This is a genomic window from Sulfurovum zhangzhouensis (assembly GCF_030347965.1).
In the GTDB taxonomy this organism is placed as follows: domain Bacteria; phylum Campylobacterota; class Campylobacteria; order Campylobacterales; family Sulfurovaceae; genus Sulfurovum; species Sulfurovum zhangzhouensis.
This window is the reverse complement of record NZ_JAQIBD010000001.1, coordinates 924,515-943,116: the sequence shown is the minus strand read 5'-3', so window position 1 is coordinate 943,116 and position 18,602 is coordinate 924,515. Positions and strand designations below refer to the sequence as shown.

The following is an 18,602-nucleotide window of genomic DNA, read 5'->3' as shown; positions in this document are numbered from 1 at the left end:
TAGCGAATTGTACACCATTTCATTGGTGTTTGCGGTGGTTATTTTTTATGAAATTGATATATTTTTTTGAAGGATTAAATGTGCGTAGACGGTAGGAAGAAGTATCGACAGCAGCTATTATTATGAAAGGTGTTAAAAAAATAATTTTCTTATATTTGGGTGCTATAATAAATGATTGTTCTATCTTACTTATAGAGGAGGAGAGATAGTGAAAAATTTGTACGATATTATTATAGTCGGTGGAGGACCCGGAGGTATCGCTTCGGCAGTTGAAGCATCAATATTCGGACTTGAAAAGATACTCTTTATCGAAAAGGGTGAGAATCACTCTCAAACGATTCGCCAATATTACAAAGATGCCAAAAGAGTTGATAAGGACTGGCAGGGACAGAGTGTTGATATGGAAGGTAACATCGAATTCTTTGACGGTACAAAGGAAAGTACACTGGAGTACTTTGAGTTATTGTTGGATAACGAAAATATCGATACGGTTTTCAACTGTGAGGTTGACAGGGTTGTCAAAGAAAACGATCTTTTCACGGTGACTACGCCGCAAGGGTCTTTTACCGCAAAAAATGTCATCGTCTCTATCGGAAGGATGGGGAAACCAAACAAACCATCCTATAAGATACCTCCCTCCTTGAAACAGGTTGTAAATTTCAACCCTTATGAGTGTCGCGGACGAGAAAAGATCCTCGTAGTAGGTGGAGGGGATTCAGCCGTGGAATACGCCTGTCAGCTCAGTTGTGACAATAATGTTACGCTCTCTTACAGGAGAGAAAGCTTTAACAGAATCAATGATATCAACTTGGAGATGGTAGAGCGGTATGATCAAGAGGAACGCTTACGCGTACGTTACGGTATCGATATAGACTCCATTGAAAATGAAAAAGGCAAGGTCAAGGTCAACTATAACAACGGTTTTTATACGATTTACGACAGGGTGATCTATGCACTGGGCGGCACGACACCGGTAGACTTTTTCAGGAAGAGCAACATGGTGCTTGATGAGCATGATCTGCCTGTGATTAACGAAAAGTTTGAAACCAGTGTCAAGGGCCTTTATATTGCAGGAGATATCGTCTATAAGAGCGGCGGTTCTATTGCAATGGCAATCAACCATGCTTATCATATCCTTCAGGATATTACAGGAGAGAAGGGAGGATTGGCGTAATATTTTTACTCGAGGGTGTCTTCTCCTGGTCAGTTACAGGGGATTATTCAGAAAATGTTTTTAACGCCTCTACATCAAGCAGATACAGTTTCTTTTGACGTATTTCCACCCACCTCTTTTCTTTAAAGGTACGAATGATCCTGGAAGTACTTTCCGGTGTCAGTTTGATGCGCTGCGCGATATTCCGCTGGGTTAAGTGAAGCAATTGATGCTCATGGTCAATCAGAAAACGGGCCAGGCGTTTGGATGCATCATCGATCAACGTGTAACGTAACACTCCCTCAAGATGTTTGATTTTACGTGTCAATGAGTGGATAATGGGAAGGATCAGGTGAGAGTGCTTATACAGGTACTTGTTAAACGTATCAAACTCAATTTCAAATAGTGTAACATTACTTAGGCATCTTGCTGTGGCAGGATAGGGGATGGATTCAAAAAGAGCCATTTCAGCGATAAGCTCCTGGGGATAAAACGTTCCCAATACTATTTCATTGCCTTCTGTATCATGTTTATACACTTCGACAGATCCTTGCATGAGTATCAATAGCGATCGGGGTTTTTCTCCCGCATAAAAAAGTATATTGCCTTTTTGATATGTACGTTTCTTGGTAATAGTAGACAGAAAATCCAATGAGCTCTGATCAAAGGTTGAAAAAAGATCAATATCCTTAATTTCCATATGTTTCCCTTTTAATCTTAACATAGATCAATATGTTTCTTTGGAGTATACCATATACTCACAAAAAAGGAATGCTTGATGATAGATAAAGAGCGCTTGCCTCAAGTGGCATACCAAGTGATGAACGAGGTTCATGAAGAAGAGGTTGATCTGCTGAACAGGCTTGAAAATGAATTATCAGATGAGGTTTTGGATATCTCCAAAGTTGACGAACTGCTCAATACATTACTAGAGCATACCAAAGAGCACTTTGCCAACGAAGAAAGGCTGATGCAGGAGGTCTTTTTCCCCGCAATGATGATGCATCAAGGTGAGCATATACGTGTTATCAATGAAATGAAAATGGTAGTCAACCGATGGGAGCTCACAAGAGATCCTGAATTGATACGGGAATACTTTTTAGGAACATTGATAGAGTGGCTTATGCTACATATCAATACAATGGACACAATTACAGCGCAATTCATTACCATGCATAAAGGAGGACACTAATGAAAAAAGTCTCCTTTATGAATGATCCTAGCTTTGGAGATAACCCTAAAGTAACCCCATTACTAGAAACTCCTTTTAGCAAAGAGATACGGATCTGTATGTCAAAAGGAAATATGATGAAAGAGCATACAGCTCCGGGAGCCATTACAATCATGCTGCTTAAGGGAAAACTTCTTTTAGAATCGCAGGGGCACGAGACGATATTGGAGGACGGAGATATCGTCTATCTAAATCCTAAGATTCCACATTCTTTAGAAGCGATAGAAGAGTGTATTATCCGTCTTACTCTTGCAAGGCATGATAGTGTAGAAAGAATCAACAAAATAATTGCACCGCTAGGTTCATCCCAGAAATAAAATATGATATGGTCACAAGTGTATAGTATAGTGTTAGATATTAGTACCTAATACCTCTTTGATCTTCTCTGCCACTTTTTCAGACTTGCTTCCAAGCACGATCTGTATGGTCTGTTTGTCAGGGCGTATCACGCCTTTGGCACCCAATGCGGTAAAGTCTTCATCTTTAAGTATGCTGCTGTCACCTACACGCATACGGAGCCTTGTGATACAGGCATCGGTATCGAGGATATTATCTGCTCCGCCAAGTGCAAGAATAAATGCTTGTACTTCATCATCATGTTGTACACTGCTGTCATTCTGTGCTTCTTCAAAGATCTGCAGTTTCAAAAGCTTGATGGTGTAGTAGCTGGTGACAAAGTAGATCACTGCAAATACTGCGCCTAAAGGGAGGAGAAGTAACGGGTTGGTAGCCAGTTTATAGTTGATCACATAGTCGATAAATCCTGCCGAGAAGCCAAAGCCTGCATGGATATTAAGTATCTGTGCTGCTGCCAGTGCCAAGCCGGTAAGAAGTGCATGCAGTAAGAAAAGCAGTGGAGCAACGAACAAAAAGAGGAATTCCAAAGGTTCGGTAATCCCTGTAAGAAATGATGTGAAAGCTACACCTGCCAGGATTGCTCCTGCTTTCTTACGGTAGGACTTTGGCGTATTGAGATAGATCGCCAGTGCCATGGCAGGCAGTCCAAACATCATCACCACATAGAATCCGGACATATAGACTCCCGCACTCTTGTCTCCTGCGAAGAAGCGGTGCAGATCACCGTTAGCTACTGTTTCTACCCCGTCTTTAAGGTAGGTATATTCACCCAGCTGGAACCAGAAGATCGAATTGAGGATATGGTGCAGTCCTAGAGGTATAAGTGCGCGGTTGAGTGTACCATAGATGAAGGTTCCGGTTTCTTTCAGTCCGATAATGAGGTTTGAGAAACTGTCGATCGCTCCTTGAGCATAGTGCCAAAAATATCCTGCAAGTACACCAACACCGATTGCAGCGATAGCCGTAATGATCGGGACAAAACGTTTGCCTCCAAAAAAGCCCAAAAATTCAGGGAGCCTGATCACATGATAACGGTTATAGAGTGTTCCTGCCAGCACCCCAATGATGATACCTACAAAGACTCCCATATTGACACTCTCATCGATACTGCCATATACGGCTTTGGCGATAAGTACACCGATGGCCCCTGAGAGTGCGGCAGCCCCGTCATTGTTCTTTGCCAGCCCATAGGCGATACCTATACCAAAGAGTAGGTCAAGGTGTGAAAAGATCGCTTCACCTGCACTTTTCATAATGTGCGCGATTTGTCCGTCAAATATGTCACCGAAGCCAAGACGCAGTAACAGTGCCGCTACAGGCAGTACGGCAATAGGGGTCATCAGGGCTTTACCGATCTTTTGGAGTAAACTAAACATTTCTTACCTTATCTTTGATTTGTCCGATACGCTTACTTGAGACAGAGAGTGTCTGTACACCTGTTTTAAGAAGCTGAGGAATCACTCTCGTATCTCCAGCCAACTCACCACAGATACTGACAGGTTTGGTAGCTTCCTTGACTATACGTTCAATGACATTAAAAAGTATAGGTGAGTGAGGATCAATCTTGAGTGTTGGATGGGTACGTTCAATGGCAAAAAGATACTGTGCAAGGTCATTGGTACCTATTGAGTAGAAGTCCACAAGTGTATTGAACTCTTGCAGTGCAAAGAGTACAGAAGGAACTTCGATCATCATACCAAAACGCACATTGTCAATCGGGATATCTTTTTCACGAGCGATATTCAAAGCAAAATCTTTGGCCTCTTTAAACTCCTCAGGGGTACTGATCATAGGGAACATGACTTTGACAGGTCTGTTATCTGCAGCAATCAAGATCGCTTCAAGCTGTTCTTCCAGAAGCTTTGGATCGGTTTTGAGCAGTCTGATACCGCGAATACCTAAAAAAGGATTCTGCTCTTTAGGAATATCGATATAAGGCAGTGCTTTGTCTCCGCCTACATCGAGTGTACGTACCGTGACATCCTCAAAAAGATCAAAGATCGCACGATATGCCCTGATCTGATCTCTGATAATGGGTTTATGCTCCTTGAAAAGAAACTCAGAACGTAATAGACCGATACCCTCGGCTCCCTCTTCTTTTGCTTCTTTTGCTGAGTCAAGGTCGGAGACATTCGCAAAGATGTTTATCTTTTCTCCTTTTTGGGTGATGGCAGGATTGAAACGGTTTTGATGTATTTCAGAGTGTAGTTTATCATCCTCATTTTGACGTTTGAAGGCCTGGATAAGATCTTCCGGTGAGGGCTTAAGGACGATCAAGCCGCTGTAGGCATCCAAGATCACCTTGTCCTCTTCATGCTTCAAGGGTTTGTCCAGTAAAAGCGAAGGAATACCTGCGGCACGCAGAAGGATTGCAGTGTGTGAGGCTAAAGAACTGTTAGCAAGAGCAACGCCGAGAACCGTACTGTGTTCTAGAACTTTGATCTGACTTGGGAGAAGGTCATCTGCTGTCAAAATGAATGGTGTTTTAGGCAGTGAAACCTGATAGTCATATCCCATTTGTTTCTTGATCCGGTAAAGCAGGTCATTGAGGTCCGCGATCTTTGTTGCATGACGACCGCCTCTGAGTATTTCTTTTTCTGCTTCAATGCGCGAATTAAAACCTTCAAGCGTATCGACCTCTTCAGCCAGAGAGAGAAGGAGGGCTTTTTGTGCGAGATAGATGTGTGCATCAGCATTTTTTTTGGAATTGTTATAAAGTTTGTCCAGTTCAACTACGCTATTTTCGACAGCTTGTTTAAAAGAACTCAGCGAAGCATGTTGTACTTCTTTTAGTACGAAGTGATGAAGTTTTCCTACAGCAATTCCCTCACTGATGATCTCACCAGGTTGTGTAGGACTTTGATAAGAAGCGTTTAGTTTTTCTACTTGCTTTGGAGCGTGCTCTGCGTTCATAAGTATTGCAAAGGTTTGGTTGAGTAAGCTAAGCGCTTTTTTTGCGTCTTTCCCATGTGCAATAAGTGTAAAAGTATCATCAGTGTCAAGATTTAAAGAGAGGATGGCATTGACCGCTTTGGCATTGATCCTTTTATCCGAGAATTCGATATGAATGTCACAGGTAAATTGTTTTGCTTCAGTTGCAAACTTCGCTGCAGGTCTTAGGTGAAATCCATTGGTTGAGGTCACGGTAAGCGTACTTGTAAGTGGTTTGTAAAAAAATGTTCTTAACAGCTTCATTGGATACTTTGAAAATTGATTTCTCAAAGTATACCAAAATATAAATAGGTGGTCTATTGGCATATGATGTTCTTTTCTTGACTTTCATATCTTTCAATGAATGGTCACACTCAACGAAAAATTGAAAATATTTGCTATACTCTACTATATAACTTATAGTAAATAATGAGGAATTTTATTGAAATATCTAATAGAGTTTATAGAATCCGATGACGTAGAAAAAACATCCATATTCGAACATTTAAAGTGTACTGTCGGGGAGGCACAACTGATCCAGTATATTTGTCAAAGATATGTCAAAGGGTTAGAGGAAGTACCGGTCATTGAGATGTTGCAGGATAATTTCTCGAGTGATGAGTATGCTTATCTCAAGGAATTGAAATTGGTAAAAAACCTGTTGGACCTTGGATGGATCATCCAGATGAGCTTTGGTCAGGTAAAAGCGCATGATACGTCAACGCTTGAATTGTTAAATACCTCTGTGACACCGAGTATTTCACTTTTGAGATTATTGGAAGAGGGATCACTGGAGATCTATCTACCGGATATCAAACCTTATACGGATCACTTGGAGTATCTGCAAGATCAGTTTGATATGGTGACATTGTTGCATAAGATCGCTACCTATAGACAGGGATTTGCAGATAATTCACTAAGTATCGGACGGCTTAAAAACAAACTGAATTTGCTTACTACACGCATTGAAGAACGTGTAAAGCTGACTGAAACGCCTATTGTCGTTGAGGAGTTTTTCAAAGAGAAAGATCTGGATGAAAAAGAGCAGCGTATCTTTCTGGCACTTCTTAAGGAGGAGTACAGTGGCGGAGAAGGGTTGTTTAGGGATATGAACACGCTTATTGAACTGATCAGTTTTGATGAATATGAGAAGATAAAAAACCGTTCATTGCTTGAAGACGGTGCTAAACTTATCACTGAAGATATCATCGACTATGAAGAGATACTCAATATGTTCGGGGGTGTCAGCCGTTCATTCTATCTGCAAGAAGAAGTGATGCAGCGTATCATCCACCCAAGCAAGAAAAAGAAGGTAACAAAACTAAAACTTGATGCGCTGGTACAGGAGCAGGAACTCTTTGAATACCTGAAACCGACCACGACACTTGATGATGTTGTCTTGCATCCAAAAACCAGAGAGACATTGGACAATGTGATAAAACAGGTAGATAAGGAAGTCTTTAGAAAGCTAAAAGAGTGGGGGATCAAAGATAAACGTAAAGGGATCGATGCACGTATTATCTTTTACGGAAGTGCAGGAACAGGTAAAACAATGACGGCTATGAGTTTAGCAAAGACACTGAAACGCCCGATTCTTTCATTTGATTGTTCAAAGATCCTCTCAATGTATGTGGGAGAGAGTGAAAAAAATGTAAGACGTATTTTTGATGAGTTCAAGGAGTTGAGTCATAAGGCGAAAGTGGAGCCTATCTTATTACTCAATGAAGCTGACCAGTTCTTAAGCAGCAGGACTGAGGGGAGCGGCAGCAGTGCGGATAAGATGCATAACCAGATGCAAAATATCTTTCTTGAACAGATCGAACGCTTTGAAGGTATTTTGATCGCGACAACAAACCTACTTGGAAATATTGATAAAGCTTTTTCAAGACGTTTCAACTATAAGATCGAATTTAAAAAACCGGGTAAAAGACAGCGTATGAGACTTTGGCAGTTTATGCTTCCTGAAAATGCGGATTACACGGAAGATTTTGATGTGCAAAGTTTGGCCAGCTTTGATCTGACAGGCGGTCAGATCAATCTTATCATCAAAAATACTGCTTATAAAGTCGCTGTAAGAGAGGAGAGTATCTTTAGTAACCAGGACTTCCTCGAAGAGATTGAAAAAGAACTTGGCAGCAGTTTTGATGGAAGCAAAAGTATGGGGTTCAAGGTCTAAGGAACTTTTTTTGTTACTTTATGATCTGTGCCCCTGCACTTTTCAGTGCAATAATGCCGCCTTTGACATTGATCGGAGTAAATCCATGTTTCTCTAAGATACGGGAGGCAGCAACACTTCTATTCCCGCTTTGACAGTAGACAACGATCTTTGTATCTTTTTTGTTTGATAACTTGTCAATATGGGTATTTAGCTGTTGAAGAGGGATAAGAGTCGCATCTACAAGATGTCCTTCTTTATACTCAGGGACAGTCCTTACATCCAATAGCGTTATATTGTCATCATTTTCAATCATGGTGATGGCAGTTTGGGCGTCAACCGAACGGAAATCGGCAAGTATCCATCCTTTTGTATAGGCAAACCAAAAAAACAAGCCGACTAATGCGATCCAGTAGAGTGTATTGGTGAGTATTTTTTTATAGTTTTTCATTGAAATAACCGTTTTTTATTATTGTATTACATATTTTTTTGCATCAAAAAATACATTAGATTATATATTTTACTTATGAGATAATTTTGTTTCACTTAGTTACAGCATAAAATTCATATCAGTTCTACACAATTGCTCCACAAATGAGTTTAATTAACTTTTAGGTATATTAAATCGAATATTCTGAGAATTCTCTACCCTATTTTATAGGAAGAGATGATTAAAGTAAGGGATTAATAATGACTCACGTAATTACAGAACACCCGTATTTTGGTGTATTTATTCTGTTTGCACTGACTGCGGTTGCTTTTCCGGCAACTCTTTTCGCAGCACGTTTTGTAAGTAGAAAACTTGCAAAATTAGACACTGAAAAGCTTAAGCTTACGATCTACGAATGTGGACCGGAGGTAACAAAACAGCCAAACACGATCTCAGCACAGTTCTATCTGATAGCACTTCTGTTCATCCTGTTTGATGTAGAAATTATCTTTATGTTCCCATGGGCGATTGATTTTAAACTACTTGGGTGGTTTGGATTTGCTGAGATGATTCTATTTATCCTATTGCTTGCAATCGGATTTATTTATGCATGGAAGAAAGGAGCACTTGAATGGCACAGCATCAAGTAAATTATGCCGGAAGCGCCGGCTTACCGATAGCATTGACTACGGTAGATCATATAGTAAACTGGGGACGTTCAAACTCGCTTTGGCCACTAACATATGGTTTGGCATGTTGTGCGATCGAGATGATGGCGTCAGGTGCGTCACGTTATGACTTTGACCGTATGGGTACGATCTTTAGAGCGTCTCCGAGACAGTCAGACGTTATGATCCTTGCAGGAACACTTTCTAAAAAACACGCTGAGTTTGCTAGAAGACTGTATGATCAGATGACAGAACCGAAATGGGTTATCTCTATGGGATCATGTGCAAACACGGGTGGTATGTTCAATACCTATGCAACTGTACAGGGAGTAGACCGTATCGTACCGGTAGATATCTATCTTCCTGGGTGTGCACCAAGACCTGAAACATTGCAGTATGCATTGATGATGCTTCAAAAGAAGATCAGAAGAGAATCAGCAAATATGAATAAAAATCAAAAACAAAACTTGAGGTTAGTGTAATGAGAAAGTATACGCCAAAAGATAATGTACAAGCAAAATCGTACTATACAGATAGATTCTGGGTAGCACCGCGTGTACCAAGAGAAGAAGTAGAGAAGGGTTCTCACTTTGAAGCGGTTGTAGATACGCTTGGTAAGCAGGTAAAAGAGTCATATGTAGAATTAGGACAGCTGGTTATCCACATTGATGCAAAAGAAAATGTTGCAGTGATCAAGACACTAAGAGATAAGTGTGGATATAAGCAGTGTTCTGAGCAGTCTGCAGTAGATTATCTTGCACAAGACGGTGAGTTTGAACTTTTCTATCAATTGCTAAACTACGATGAAGCAAAAAGAGTAAGAGTAGTTTGCCGTATCAAAAAGGGTGAAGCGATCGAGAGTATCGTACCACTATTTAAGTCAGCAAACTTTGCAGAACGTGAGTTATTTGATATGTTCGGTATCAAAGTGAACAACCACCCTTATCTTAAGCGTATTCTTATGCCGGATGATTGGGAAGGACACCCTCTTCTTAAAACGTATCCATTGCATGGTGATGAGTTTGCATCATGGTATGAGGTCGATAAGATCTTTGGTAAAGAGTACAGAGATATCATCGGGCCTGAGAACAGAGATCAGGCAAAAATTGAGAGATACGATACGAAGCGTTTCTCACGTGTAGGATATGAAGTACCGTTCGGTGCAGATATCAGTGAGGGAGAAAATGAACAAGCGATTGAATACAGTGAAACGATCCTTGTCGACTACAATAAGTCATCTAAGAAATTAGATGAGAGAAGATAGGAGGGACGATGAGCCAACAACCAAATAAATTAACCCCGTTTTTTGAAAACCTCAATTTTGAGCGTGATGACAACACAATGGTTATCAACTTTGGTCCGCAGCACCCTTCTGCACACGGACAGTTGAGACTTGTACTTGAACTTGACGGTGAGCAAGTAGTAAAAGCATACCCTGATATCGGTTACCTTCACAGAGGTATCGAAAAGATGGCAGAGAACATGACATACAATGAGTTCCTGCCAACTACAGACAGACTTGACTATATCGCATCAACATCAAACAACTATGCATATGCACTTGCTGTGGAAAAACTTCTTGGTATTGAGGCACCTAGACGTGCTCAAGTGATCAGAACCATGCTTCTTGAAGTGAACCGTGTGATCTCTCACCTCTTTTTCCTTGCAACACACGCACTCGATGTCGGTGCAATGTCGGTATTCCTCTATGCATTCCGTGAGCGTGAATACGGTATGGACTTGATGGAAGAGTATTGTGGTGCAAGATTGACACACTCTGCTGTACGTATCGGTGGTGTACCGTTGGATCTTCCTGCAGGATGGTTGGAAAACCTTGCTGCATGGTGTGACAAAGTAGATTATGAAGTAAAAAATACTTATGAAGCACTTCTTACTGAGAACCGTATCTGGAGAATGCGTCTTGAAGATGTAGGTGTGATCTCTGCAGAAGAGGCACTATCATGGGGATGTACAGGTCCTATGCTTAGAGGTTCAGGTGTGAAGTATGATATCAGAAAAGAAGAACCTTACGAGCTATACAGTGAACTTGACTTTGATGTTCCTGTAGCAGAAACTTGTGACTCATACGGACGTTACCGTCTTTATATGGAAGAGATGAAGCAGTCTACACGTATTTTAAGACAGCTTATCCCAATGTACAAAAAGACTGAGCCTAGACTCATGGCACATGCACCACAGTATATCTCTGCAACAAAAGAAGAGATCATGACGCAAAACTATGCATTGATGCAGCACTTTGTACTCGTTACTCAAGGTATGAGACCGCCAAAAGGTGAAGTGTATGTACCAACTGAGTCTCCAAAAGGCGAGCTTGGGTTCTATATCAAATCCGAAGGTGAGCCGTATGCTTACAGATTGAAATGTAGAGCACCAAGCTTCTTCCACACTGGGTTACTTCAAGAGATTCTTGTAGGAACATATATCGCAGACGTCGTTACGATCATTGGTTCTACCAACATCGTATTCGGTGAAGTAGACAGATAAGGGAGCCGGTAAATGAGAAGATATGATTTAAGACACTTAAAAGATGACTTTTATGACAAAATGGTTGAACTTATGGATACTGGACTGAATGTTGATGAAGTAGGTATCTTTCTTTTTGAAGTAGGTGATTTCAGTTCGATCCAGAAGTCTGCTGATGTAGTAAGAGAGCAGGGACATGACTTGATGAACTCATTGAAGTTCAACGAAGTAGACTGGACTATTGTCGTTAAAAAAGTAAGTGAAGAGACAAGAAAAGCACGTGCAGAGGCAGCAGAAGCTGCGAAGGCTGAAGCGGAAGCTGCGGCAAAAGCTGAAGCTGAAGCTCAAGCACAAAGAGAAGCTGAAAAAGCAGCAAAAGCAGCAGCACAAGCTGAGGCTGCAAAAGAAGAGAAGGCTGAGTAGTTATGTCAAACGTTGTATTCTCAACTTGGAGGGACGAGTTTATCGATAACCGTGGTAAACCCCTTGACGAGTGGAGTGAAACAGGTTTCAAATTACCTGAAACTTACCATGGAGACAGAAGCTCAAAAGCATTTATCGGATGGGATGGTGTAGCCATTTTCACTGAAGATATCGATGCAGTTGAGCTGGCAAGCCAGTATGCAGCACAGTACCAAGAGTACTCAGAGGCATGTGGGCGTTGTGCTCCGGGTCGTTGGGGTGGTAGGATCCTGTATGACCTACTCGATAAAATCGCGCGTGGCGAAGGTACGCACGATGACGTAGCCCATCTTAAGGAAGTTTCACAAACAATGATGGTTACTTCAAAGTGTGAGATCGGTAAGACCGTACCTAAGCCTATACTTGATCTGATGGAACATTATAAAGATCAGTTTGATAGATGTATCAATGCCCAAGTTCCATCAAAACATTATGGTGGAGATACATCATATATCGCTAAAGTAACGGCACCATGTACGGATATGTGTCCGGCACATGTTGATATCCCGGCATATATCGAGGGTGTACGTGATATGATCTTCACTGAGTCTCTTCAGGCAACAAGACAGACGATGCCTTTAGCACATACTTGTGGACGTGTTTGTCCTCATCCGTGTGAAGACGCATGTAGAAGAGCAAATCTTGATGAACCGATTTCTATCATGGAGCTTAAGCGTATTGGTGCAGACTATGAGACAGATCATGAAGTACCTTGGTTGCATCCAAAAGAACCAAAGGCACCTAGAAATGACGGTAAAAAAGTAGCGATCATCGGTGCAGGTCCTGCAGGGCTTACAGCAGCATACTATCTGGCACTTGAGGGTATTCAGGTTGATATTTTTGAAGAACTTCCTGTAAATGGTGGAGAGGTAGCTGTGGGGGTACCGGAGTACCGTATGCCGATCGATAAGTATAACAAGGATATCGATTTCGTACTGGAGATGCCGACAGTAAGCATTACCAATAACCACAGAGTCGATGCTGAAAGACTGAAAGAGATTGATGCAGAGTATGATGCAACACTGCTTGCATTTGGTACAAGACTTTCTAAAAAGGTTTATGCAGAGAACGAAAACCCTAAAATGGGTGGATACTGGGGTGCGATTGCAATGCTTGACAAAGTGAATCTTTGGAGCAAGTACGGTATCGGAAGTCCTGCGAGCAATGAACTGAAAGACAAGACGGTTGTCTGTGTCGGTGGTGGATTTACCTCTATGGACGTTGTAAGATGTTCTGTTCGTGAAGGCGCGAAGAAGGTGATCATGCTTTACCGTCGTGATGAAGCGACTATCATCCGTAATACAACCTACGAAGAGTACCATGAAGCAGTAGAAGAGGGTGTAGAGTTCATTTTCTACTCAGCAATCGAAGAAATCTTTGATGATGGTGAAAAGATCACAAAGCTCAAGTGTAACAGATTTGAACTGGTCCCTGATCCAAACGGCGGACGTGCTCAACTTGTGAAGATGGAAGATGGTGACTTTGATATCGAGTGTGATTATCTGATCCCGGCAGTTTCACAAGCAGCTGATCTTCAACTACTTCCTGAAGAGTGGGGTGTAGAGTTGACGTCATGGAATACGCTTCTAACGAACGGTAAAGACTATATGACATCTCGTCCTGGTCTTTTTGCCGCAGGTGACTGTGAATACGGTCCTATGACGATCGTCAATGCAGTTGGTCAAGCTAGACGTGCAGCATCAGTGATCAGCCGTTATATTTATGATGGCAAGTGTACGTTGACAGATGATGAGATCATGGAAGATCATCTTAATAAGCTGAAGGTCTATGACAAAAAGGAAAAGATCACTGGATGGATGCCAGGACTACCAAGAGCAGTCAGTGAGAAGCTGAGTGTAGATGAGCGTATTGACAACAATAAAGAGGTAAACCTCGGGTTTACAGGTGAAGAGGCGATCGCCGAAGCTGAACGTTGTATGCGTTGTTATTATATTTCAATGGTGGCGGTGTAATATGAATAAACATAATTCATTAGGTCTTGGAAAAGAGATCTCAATCACCATCAATGGAAAAAAGTGTAAGAGCACATTTGGTAAAACGATACTTGAGATCGCGAGAGAGAACGGTATCTATATTCCTACAATGTGTTATCTTACAAAGACACTACCTATCGCTTCATGCCGTATGTGTCTTGTGAGTGTCGAAGGTGTAGATGGAGCGATCCTCTCTTGTCAGGAAAAAGCAACTGACGGTGCAGTGGTAACAACACAAACCTCTGAGCTTTACCAGGAACGCCAGAACATTATGAAGCTTTACAACGTTAACCACCCACTAGAGTGTGGTGTATGTGACCAAAGCGGTGAGTGTGACCTGCAAAACAAGACACTGGAATTTGATGTAGGCAACCAAAACTTCACTGCACGTGATCAGCATAGACCGGTAGAAAACTGGGGACATGTATCTTATGATCCTGCACTTTGTATCATGTGTGAGAAGTGTGTAAGAGTTTCTACTGAGATTACAGGTGATGAGGCATTACAGCTGAAGTTCGGTGGTTACTCATCAACTATTGTTAATGTCAAAAAAGAGAAGAACTATGCAAGTCTCGGTGAAGCTGCTGCGGTATGTCCGGTAGGTGCACTTGTAGATACAGACTTTAAGTATCGTACAAATGCATGGGAGCTTACAAAGATCCCATCATCGTGTTCACACTGTGGCGGCGGATGTCAGATGGACTATGAAGTGAAAAAAGACAAAATCTACCGTGTAAGTAATAATGCTGAATTCTCTACACTCTGTGGTGCAGGACGCTATGGATTTGACTATGCCAATGAAGGTGTAAGCAAAGATAAAGAGGCATTTGAAAATGCTGTTGATGCGGTAGCAAATGCTCATAGTATTCTCTTTGCTCCTCAAATCAGTAATGAAGAAGCATTGATCCTTCAAAAGATCAAAGAGAAGCAGGGAACGAAACTGATTTGTCATGAGGCAAGAGCGTATCAAAAGTTTATGCGTGCATATGGTTCTATCACAGGGAAAAACCTCTTTGGCGGAACGCTTGATCGTATATCTGAGTCTAGAGGTGTGATCGTATTTGGTACACGTATCAATGATGATGCGCCAAATGTGAAATACCACATCAATATGGCGAGTAAATGGCACAGATCAAGAGTTGCTTACCTTCATCCGATGCGTGATGAGGAGATGAAAAATATCGTAACCCAGTTTATGCAGTACATACCTGGTAGCGAAGAAGCAGTAGCTGCACAGCTTGTTCTGACATTGCTAGGACAAACTGCAGATATGCCACAGAAGCTTACTTCTGTACTCGAAGAGTTGAATCCAGAAGCACTTGCAGCGCAAAGCAGTGTGAGTAGTGATCAGATCGCTCAACTTCAAAAATCTTTGGTGAAGAAGCAAGGTTTCTCACTGGTAGTAGGAAGTGATCTTTATGCACATCCAAGGGCAGAAAATATCGCAAAACTGATTGCATTGCTTGAGAGATATGCAGGTTTCAATGTCGTATGTGTACCGCCTGCAGGAAATGCGATGGGTGTATCACTTATCTGTGACCTTGATGATGAATGTGAGGGTATGAGCGTAGGATATAACGTACAAGGTGATTTCACACTTTCAGCATTGGGAGAAGGTGACCTTGATATGCCGGCAATGAACCAGCAGGAAGGAACACTGACCAGTAATGATAAGCGTGTGGTACCAATGAATGTTGCCAAGTCATATGACGGGTACGTGTTGAACGATATTGCAAATGCGTTGGGGCTGGAAGCTGAGTATACGATTGAGTATACTGCATCTCTTCCTGAAGCACAAGGATTTAGGCAAGAAGCATTTGATGATCTTCCTGATTACTTTGATATCACGGGTGAGGAGCATAGAGGCTACTTACTTAGTGAGGTAAAAGTACCGGTAGATCAAACGATCGAAACTGTAGAGAGTACGACAAGTATGGGTAGTGTGGTATATCAATGCAACCCAGCTGAACAGTTCTCTCCATTTACAGCAAAATGCGAGGCGATCGCTAGTGAAGCACAACTTGTAGGTTCGATTGCATTTGCGAATGAAACAGGATTGAATGATGGTCAGAATGTATCATTTGAGATTGATGGTGTAACGTTCAATCGTGTGTTTAAGATCGATACATCTATGAGCGGAAATATCGCACTTAACCCAAGCTTTGATATGGGATTAAGTGCTGCTTTGATATCCTCTTATAGATTTAAAAGCGTCGATTTTTCAGCCACTAAAAATGAAGAAGTAGGAAGCTAATATGAGTGAAGTAAAAACAGTAGAAAACATGGTTAGTATCAAGATTGACGGTGTTGAGTATCAGGCTGTTGAGGGTGAGTATATCCTTAACGCTGCTCGTGCCAACGAAGTCTTCATACCGGCTATTTGTTATTTGACAAGATGTTCGCCTACTTTGGCATGCCGTATCTGTTTGGTCGAAGCGGACGGCAAACAAGTGTATGCTTGTAATGCGAAAGTAAAAGAGGGGATGGAGATCACAGTAAATACTCCAAATATCCTTGAAGAACGTAGAGCGATCATGGAAGTCTATGATGTCAACCACCCGCTTCAGTGTGGTGTATGTGACAAGAGTGGTGAGTGTGAACTTCAGAACTATACACTTGAACTGAATGTTGATTCTCAAAGCTACGCGATCCCTGACACCAAAAGAGAGACTCAAAACTGGAGTACAGTACTTCACTACGATCCGGGCCTCTGTATTGTATGTGAGCGTTGTACGACTGTCTGTAAAGATATGATTGGTGATTCAGCGATCACTACAACAAAAAGGGGTGGTGAAGATCTTGATAAATCATACAAAGACACAATGCCAAAAGACGCTTATGCGATGTGGAACAAACTTCAAAAGTCTTTGATCGCACCAAGTAACGGAACTGATCATACAGACTGTTCTGATTGTGGTGAGTGTATCGCGGTATGTCCTGTAGGAGCGTTGGTAAGTAGAGATTTCGTTTACCAATCAAATGCTTGGGACCTTAAACGTATCCCTGCAGTTTCAGCACACTCAAGTGACGGTTTTGCGATCTACTATGAGACGAGACCGGCTTCTATTTCTGACAGAGAGGACAAGATCTTCCGTGTTACAAATGAATGGAACTATGTATCACTTGACGGTGCAGCTCGTTTTGCGTACGACTTTGAGAACAGAGGTGTAAGTAAAGATGAAGCGGCATTTAATGCGGCGATCGAAGCATTCAAGAAAGCTGAAACTATCAGATTTAACTCAGTGATCACAAATGAAGAAGCAATGATGCTTCAAACACTCAAAGAGAAAATGGGTGTTAAACTTTATAACCCTGAAGTGAGAGCATTCCAGAAATTCCTGAACTATTACAAAGCAGCTAGCGGCAGATCACTTTGGTCAACAGATACTGATGAAATTATGAAGCGTGCTGATTTTGTGATCTCTGTAGGTTCTGCGCTTAGAAATGACAGCCCGGGCATGAAGTATGCGTTCAATAATGTACAGAAGATGAATAAAGGTGCTGGACTTTATTTCCACCCGGTAGGTGATACACTTATTCCTTCATTTGGTAAAACGATTGAGTGTTTTAACCATAAGCCAGGATTGGAAGAAGCAGCACTTTATCTTGTACTTGACCTATTTGCTGATGCTAGTAAGCTTCCAGAAGATGTAAAAGCATTTATTGATTCATTTAAAACTTCAGAGACACAAACGATTACAGAGAAAGTTGATAAGACTGTAAAAGAGATGGTCAAAAATGAAGAGACTGGTGAAGAGGAAGAAGTCACTAAAAAGGTAAAAGAGACAGTAGAAAAGGAAATTACTGTTGAGAAGAATGGACTCGTTGATCTTCTTGGCGGAGACTCTGAGAAATTCCCTGCTGTATTTGAGAAGATGATGAGCAAAAAAGAGTCATTCTCAATGATGGTAGGTGAAGACCTTTACTTCCATGAAAAAGCAGAAAATATTGCTAAGTTGATTGCACTGATCGAAGCAACAACAAGCATCGATGTAGTAATGACTCCGCCTAAATCAAATGCACTCGGTGTTGCATTAATCTGTGATCTTGATGATGAGGCAGCAGGATATACGATCGGGTACAATGAAAACGGTGACTTTAGACTTTCAGCACTAGGTAACGGTGACCTTGATATGCCGGCAATGAACCAGCAAGAAGGTACATTCACGACTATGTCGAAAAGAGTGGTTCCTACAAATGCAGCACTTTCATATGAAGGATATGAGTTGAATGACCTTATGAAAGTACTTGTAGGGGCACCGGCATTGACGATAGATTGGACACCAATGCTTCCGACAGCTAGTGGATATCAGGCTGTTGCGTTTGATGATCTGCCAAACGGATACTTTAACGATGGTAGTGAAAACCGCGGTTATCTTCTTGAAATCATTTCTGATGAAGTAGCACTTCCGACTGTTGAGAAGTTTGATGCATCTGCAGCATTAGAGGGTGAGATTGCGTATAGATGTAACCCGGCAAGACAGTTCAATGATTTCACAGATAAGGCACATGAGATCTTTGAAGCATTTGGTGTTTACGCAAGTACTGCAAAAGCAGCAGAACTAGGTGAAAAAGTAGAAATCGTATTTGACAATGGAAGCATTGTAATGGATGTGATCGCTGATGAGAAGATCGAAGGTGATATTGTCAAAGTTTCAGACTTTAGAGCTGCAGCAGGTGTATATGATCTCTTCGGCGGGTCTAGATACAAAAATGTAACAATTAAGAAGGTGTAAA

Annotated in this window: 16 protein-coding genes; 12 read left to right on the top strand and 4 right to left on the bottom strand. The window is 41.5% G+C overall.

Features of this window, described 5'->3' with window-relative positions:
* The first annotated feature begins 208 nt into the window (after positions 1-208).
* Positions 209-1,174, top strand: a complete 966-nt coding sequence (locus tag PGH07_RS04890) for an NAD(P)-binding domain-containing protein (RefSeq protein WP_289412992.1) — start codon at positions 209-211, stop codon at positions 1,172-1,174.
* 43 nt (positions 1,175-1,217) lie between these two features.
* On the opposite strand, the gene PGH07_RS04885 is transcribed toward PGH07_RS04890, so the two are convergent.
* Entirely contained in the window at positions 1,218-1,853 is a 636-nt protein-coding gene (locus PGH07_RS04885; RefSeq protein ID WP_289412989.1) for a Crp/Fnr family transcriptional regulator, read from the bottom strand.
* A gap of 78 nt (positions 1,854-1,931) precedes the next feature.
* Here PGH07_RS04885 and PGH07_RS04880 point away from each other — a divergent pair, with 78 nt between their 5' ends.
* Together PGH07_RS04880 and PGH07_RS04875 are read left to right on the top strand one after the other, a co-directional pair.
* Positions 1,932-2,345 carry a bacteriohemerythrin gene (locus tag PGH07_RS04880; protein ID WP_289412987.1) on the top strand — a complete coding sequence of 138 codons (414 nt, stop codon included), beginning with the start codon at positions 1,932-1,934 and terminating at the stop codon, positions 2,343-2,345.
* Positions 2,345-2,701 (top strand): cupin domain-containing protein, encoded by a 357-nt coding sequence (locus PGH07_RS04875; protein ID WP_289412983.1) that lies wholly within the window; start codon positions 2,345-2,347, stop codon positions 2,699-2,701. Before PGH07_RS04880 ends, PGH07_RS04875 begins: the two co-directional genes overlap by 1 nt.
* Positions 2,702-2,734: 33 nt before the next feature.
* On the opposite strand, the gene PGH07_RS04870 is transcribed toward PGH07_RS04875, so the two are convergent.
* A complete protein-coding gene (locus PGH07_RS04870; RefSeq protein ID WP_289412980.1) occupies positions 2,735-4,117 on the bottom strand; it encodes a PTS transporter subunit EIIC in 1,383 nt (460 codons plus the stop codon).
* A complete protein-coding gene (locus tag PGH07_RS04865) occupies positions 4,110-5,936 on the bottom strand; it encodes an HPr family phosphocarrier protein (RefSeq protein ID WP_289412978.1) in 1,827 nt (608 codons plus the stop codon). Before PGH07_RS04865 ends, PGH07_RS04870 begins: the two co-directional genes overlap by 8 nt.
* Before the next feature lie 178 nt (positions 5,937-6,114).
* On the opposite strand from PGH07_RS04865, the gene PGH07_RS04860 reads away from it, so the two are divergent.
* The gene (locus PGH07_RS04860; RefSeq protein ID WP_289412977.1) at positions 6,115-7,848 is read left to right on the top strand and encodes an ATP-binding protein; all 1,734 of its coding nucleotides are present in this window, start codon (positions 6,115-6,117) and stop codon (positions 7,846-7,848) included.
* Between the two features lie 13 nt (positions 7,849-7,861).
* Here PGH07_RS04860 and PGH07_RS04855 read toward each other — a convergent pair whose 3' ends face one another.
* On the bottom strand, positions 7,862-8,278 hold the full coding sequence (locus PGH07_RS04855) for a rhodanese-like domain-containing protein (RefSeq protein WP_289412976.1): 417 nt from the start codon (positions 8,276-8,278) through the stop codon (positions 7,862-7,864).
* Positions 8,279-8,517: 239 nt separating this feature from the next.
* On the opposite strand from PGH07_RS04855, the gene PGH07_RS04850 reads away from it, so the two are divergent.
* Genes PGH07_RS04850 through PGH07_RS04815 form a run of 8 tightly spaced genes read left to right on the top strand, consistent with a single transcriptional unit; the run spans position 8,518 to position 18,601 of the window.
* Positions 8,518-8,907, top strand: a complete 390-nt coding sequence (locus PGH07_RS04850) for an NAD(P)H-quinone oxidoreductase subunit 3 (protein WP_229936973.1) — start codon at positions 8,518-8,520, stop codon at positions 8,905-8,907.
* Complete coding sequence (locus PGH07_RS04845; RefSeq protein ID WP_289412974.1) at positions 8,889-9,407, top strand: NuoB/complex I 20 kDa subunit family protein; 519 nt, start codon at positions 8,889-8,891, stop codon at positions 9,405-9,407. Before PGH07_RS04850 ends, PGH07_RS04845 begins: the two co-directional genes overlap by 19 nt.
* Positions 9,407-10,189, top strand: coding sequence for an NADH-quinone oxidoreductase subunit C (locus PGH07_RS04840; RefSeq protein WP_289412973.1), 783 nt, complete (start codon positions 9,407-9,409; stop codon positions 10,187-10,189). The genes PGH07_RS04845 and PGH07_RS04840 overlap by 1 nt, the downstream gene beginning before the upstream one ends.
* A gap of 8 nt (positions 10,190-10,197) precedes the next feature.
* Positions 10,198-11,430 carry an NADH dehydrogenase (quinone) subunit D gene (nuoD, locus tag PGH07_RS04835; RefSeq protein ID WP_289412970.1) on the top strand — a complete coding sequence of 411 codons (1,233 nt, stop codon included), beginning with the start codon at positions 10,198-10,200 and terminating at the stop codon, positions 11,428-11,430.
* Between the two features lie 12 nt (positions 11,431-11,442).
* The gene (locus tag PGH07_RS04830) at positions 11,443-11,832 is read left to right on the top strand and encodes an NADH-ubiquinone oxidoreductase subunit E family protein (RefSeq protein ID WP_289412969.1); all 390 of its coding nucleotides are present in this window, start codon (positions 11,443-11,445) and stop codon (positions 11,830-11,832) included.
* Positions 11,833-11,834: 2 nt separating this feature from the next.
* A complete protein-coding gene (locus tag PGH07_RS04825; RefSeq protein ID WP_289412968.1) occupies positions 11,835-13,844 on the top strand; it encodes an FAD-dependent oxidoreductase in 2,010 nt (669 codons plus the stop codon).
* Between the two features lies 1 nt (position 13,845).
* Positions 13,846-16,119, top strand: a complete 2,274-nt coding sequence (locus PGH07_RS04820; protein ID WP_289412966.1) for a 2Fe-2S iron-sulfur cluster-binding protein — start codon at positions 13,846-13,848, stop codon at positions 16,117-16,119.
* A gap of 1 nt (position 16,120) precedes the next feature.
* Positions 16,121-18,601, top strand: coding sequence for an NADH-quinone oxidoreductase subunit G (locus PGH07_RS04815; RefSeq protein WP_289412963.1), 2,481 nt, complete (start codon positions 16,121-16,123; stop codon positions 18,599-18,601).
* The last annotated feature ends 1 nt before the right edge of the window (position 18,602 follow it).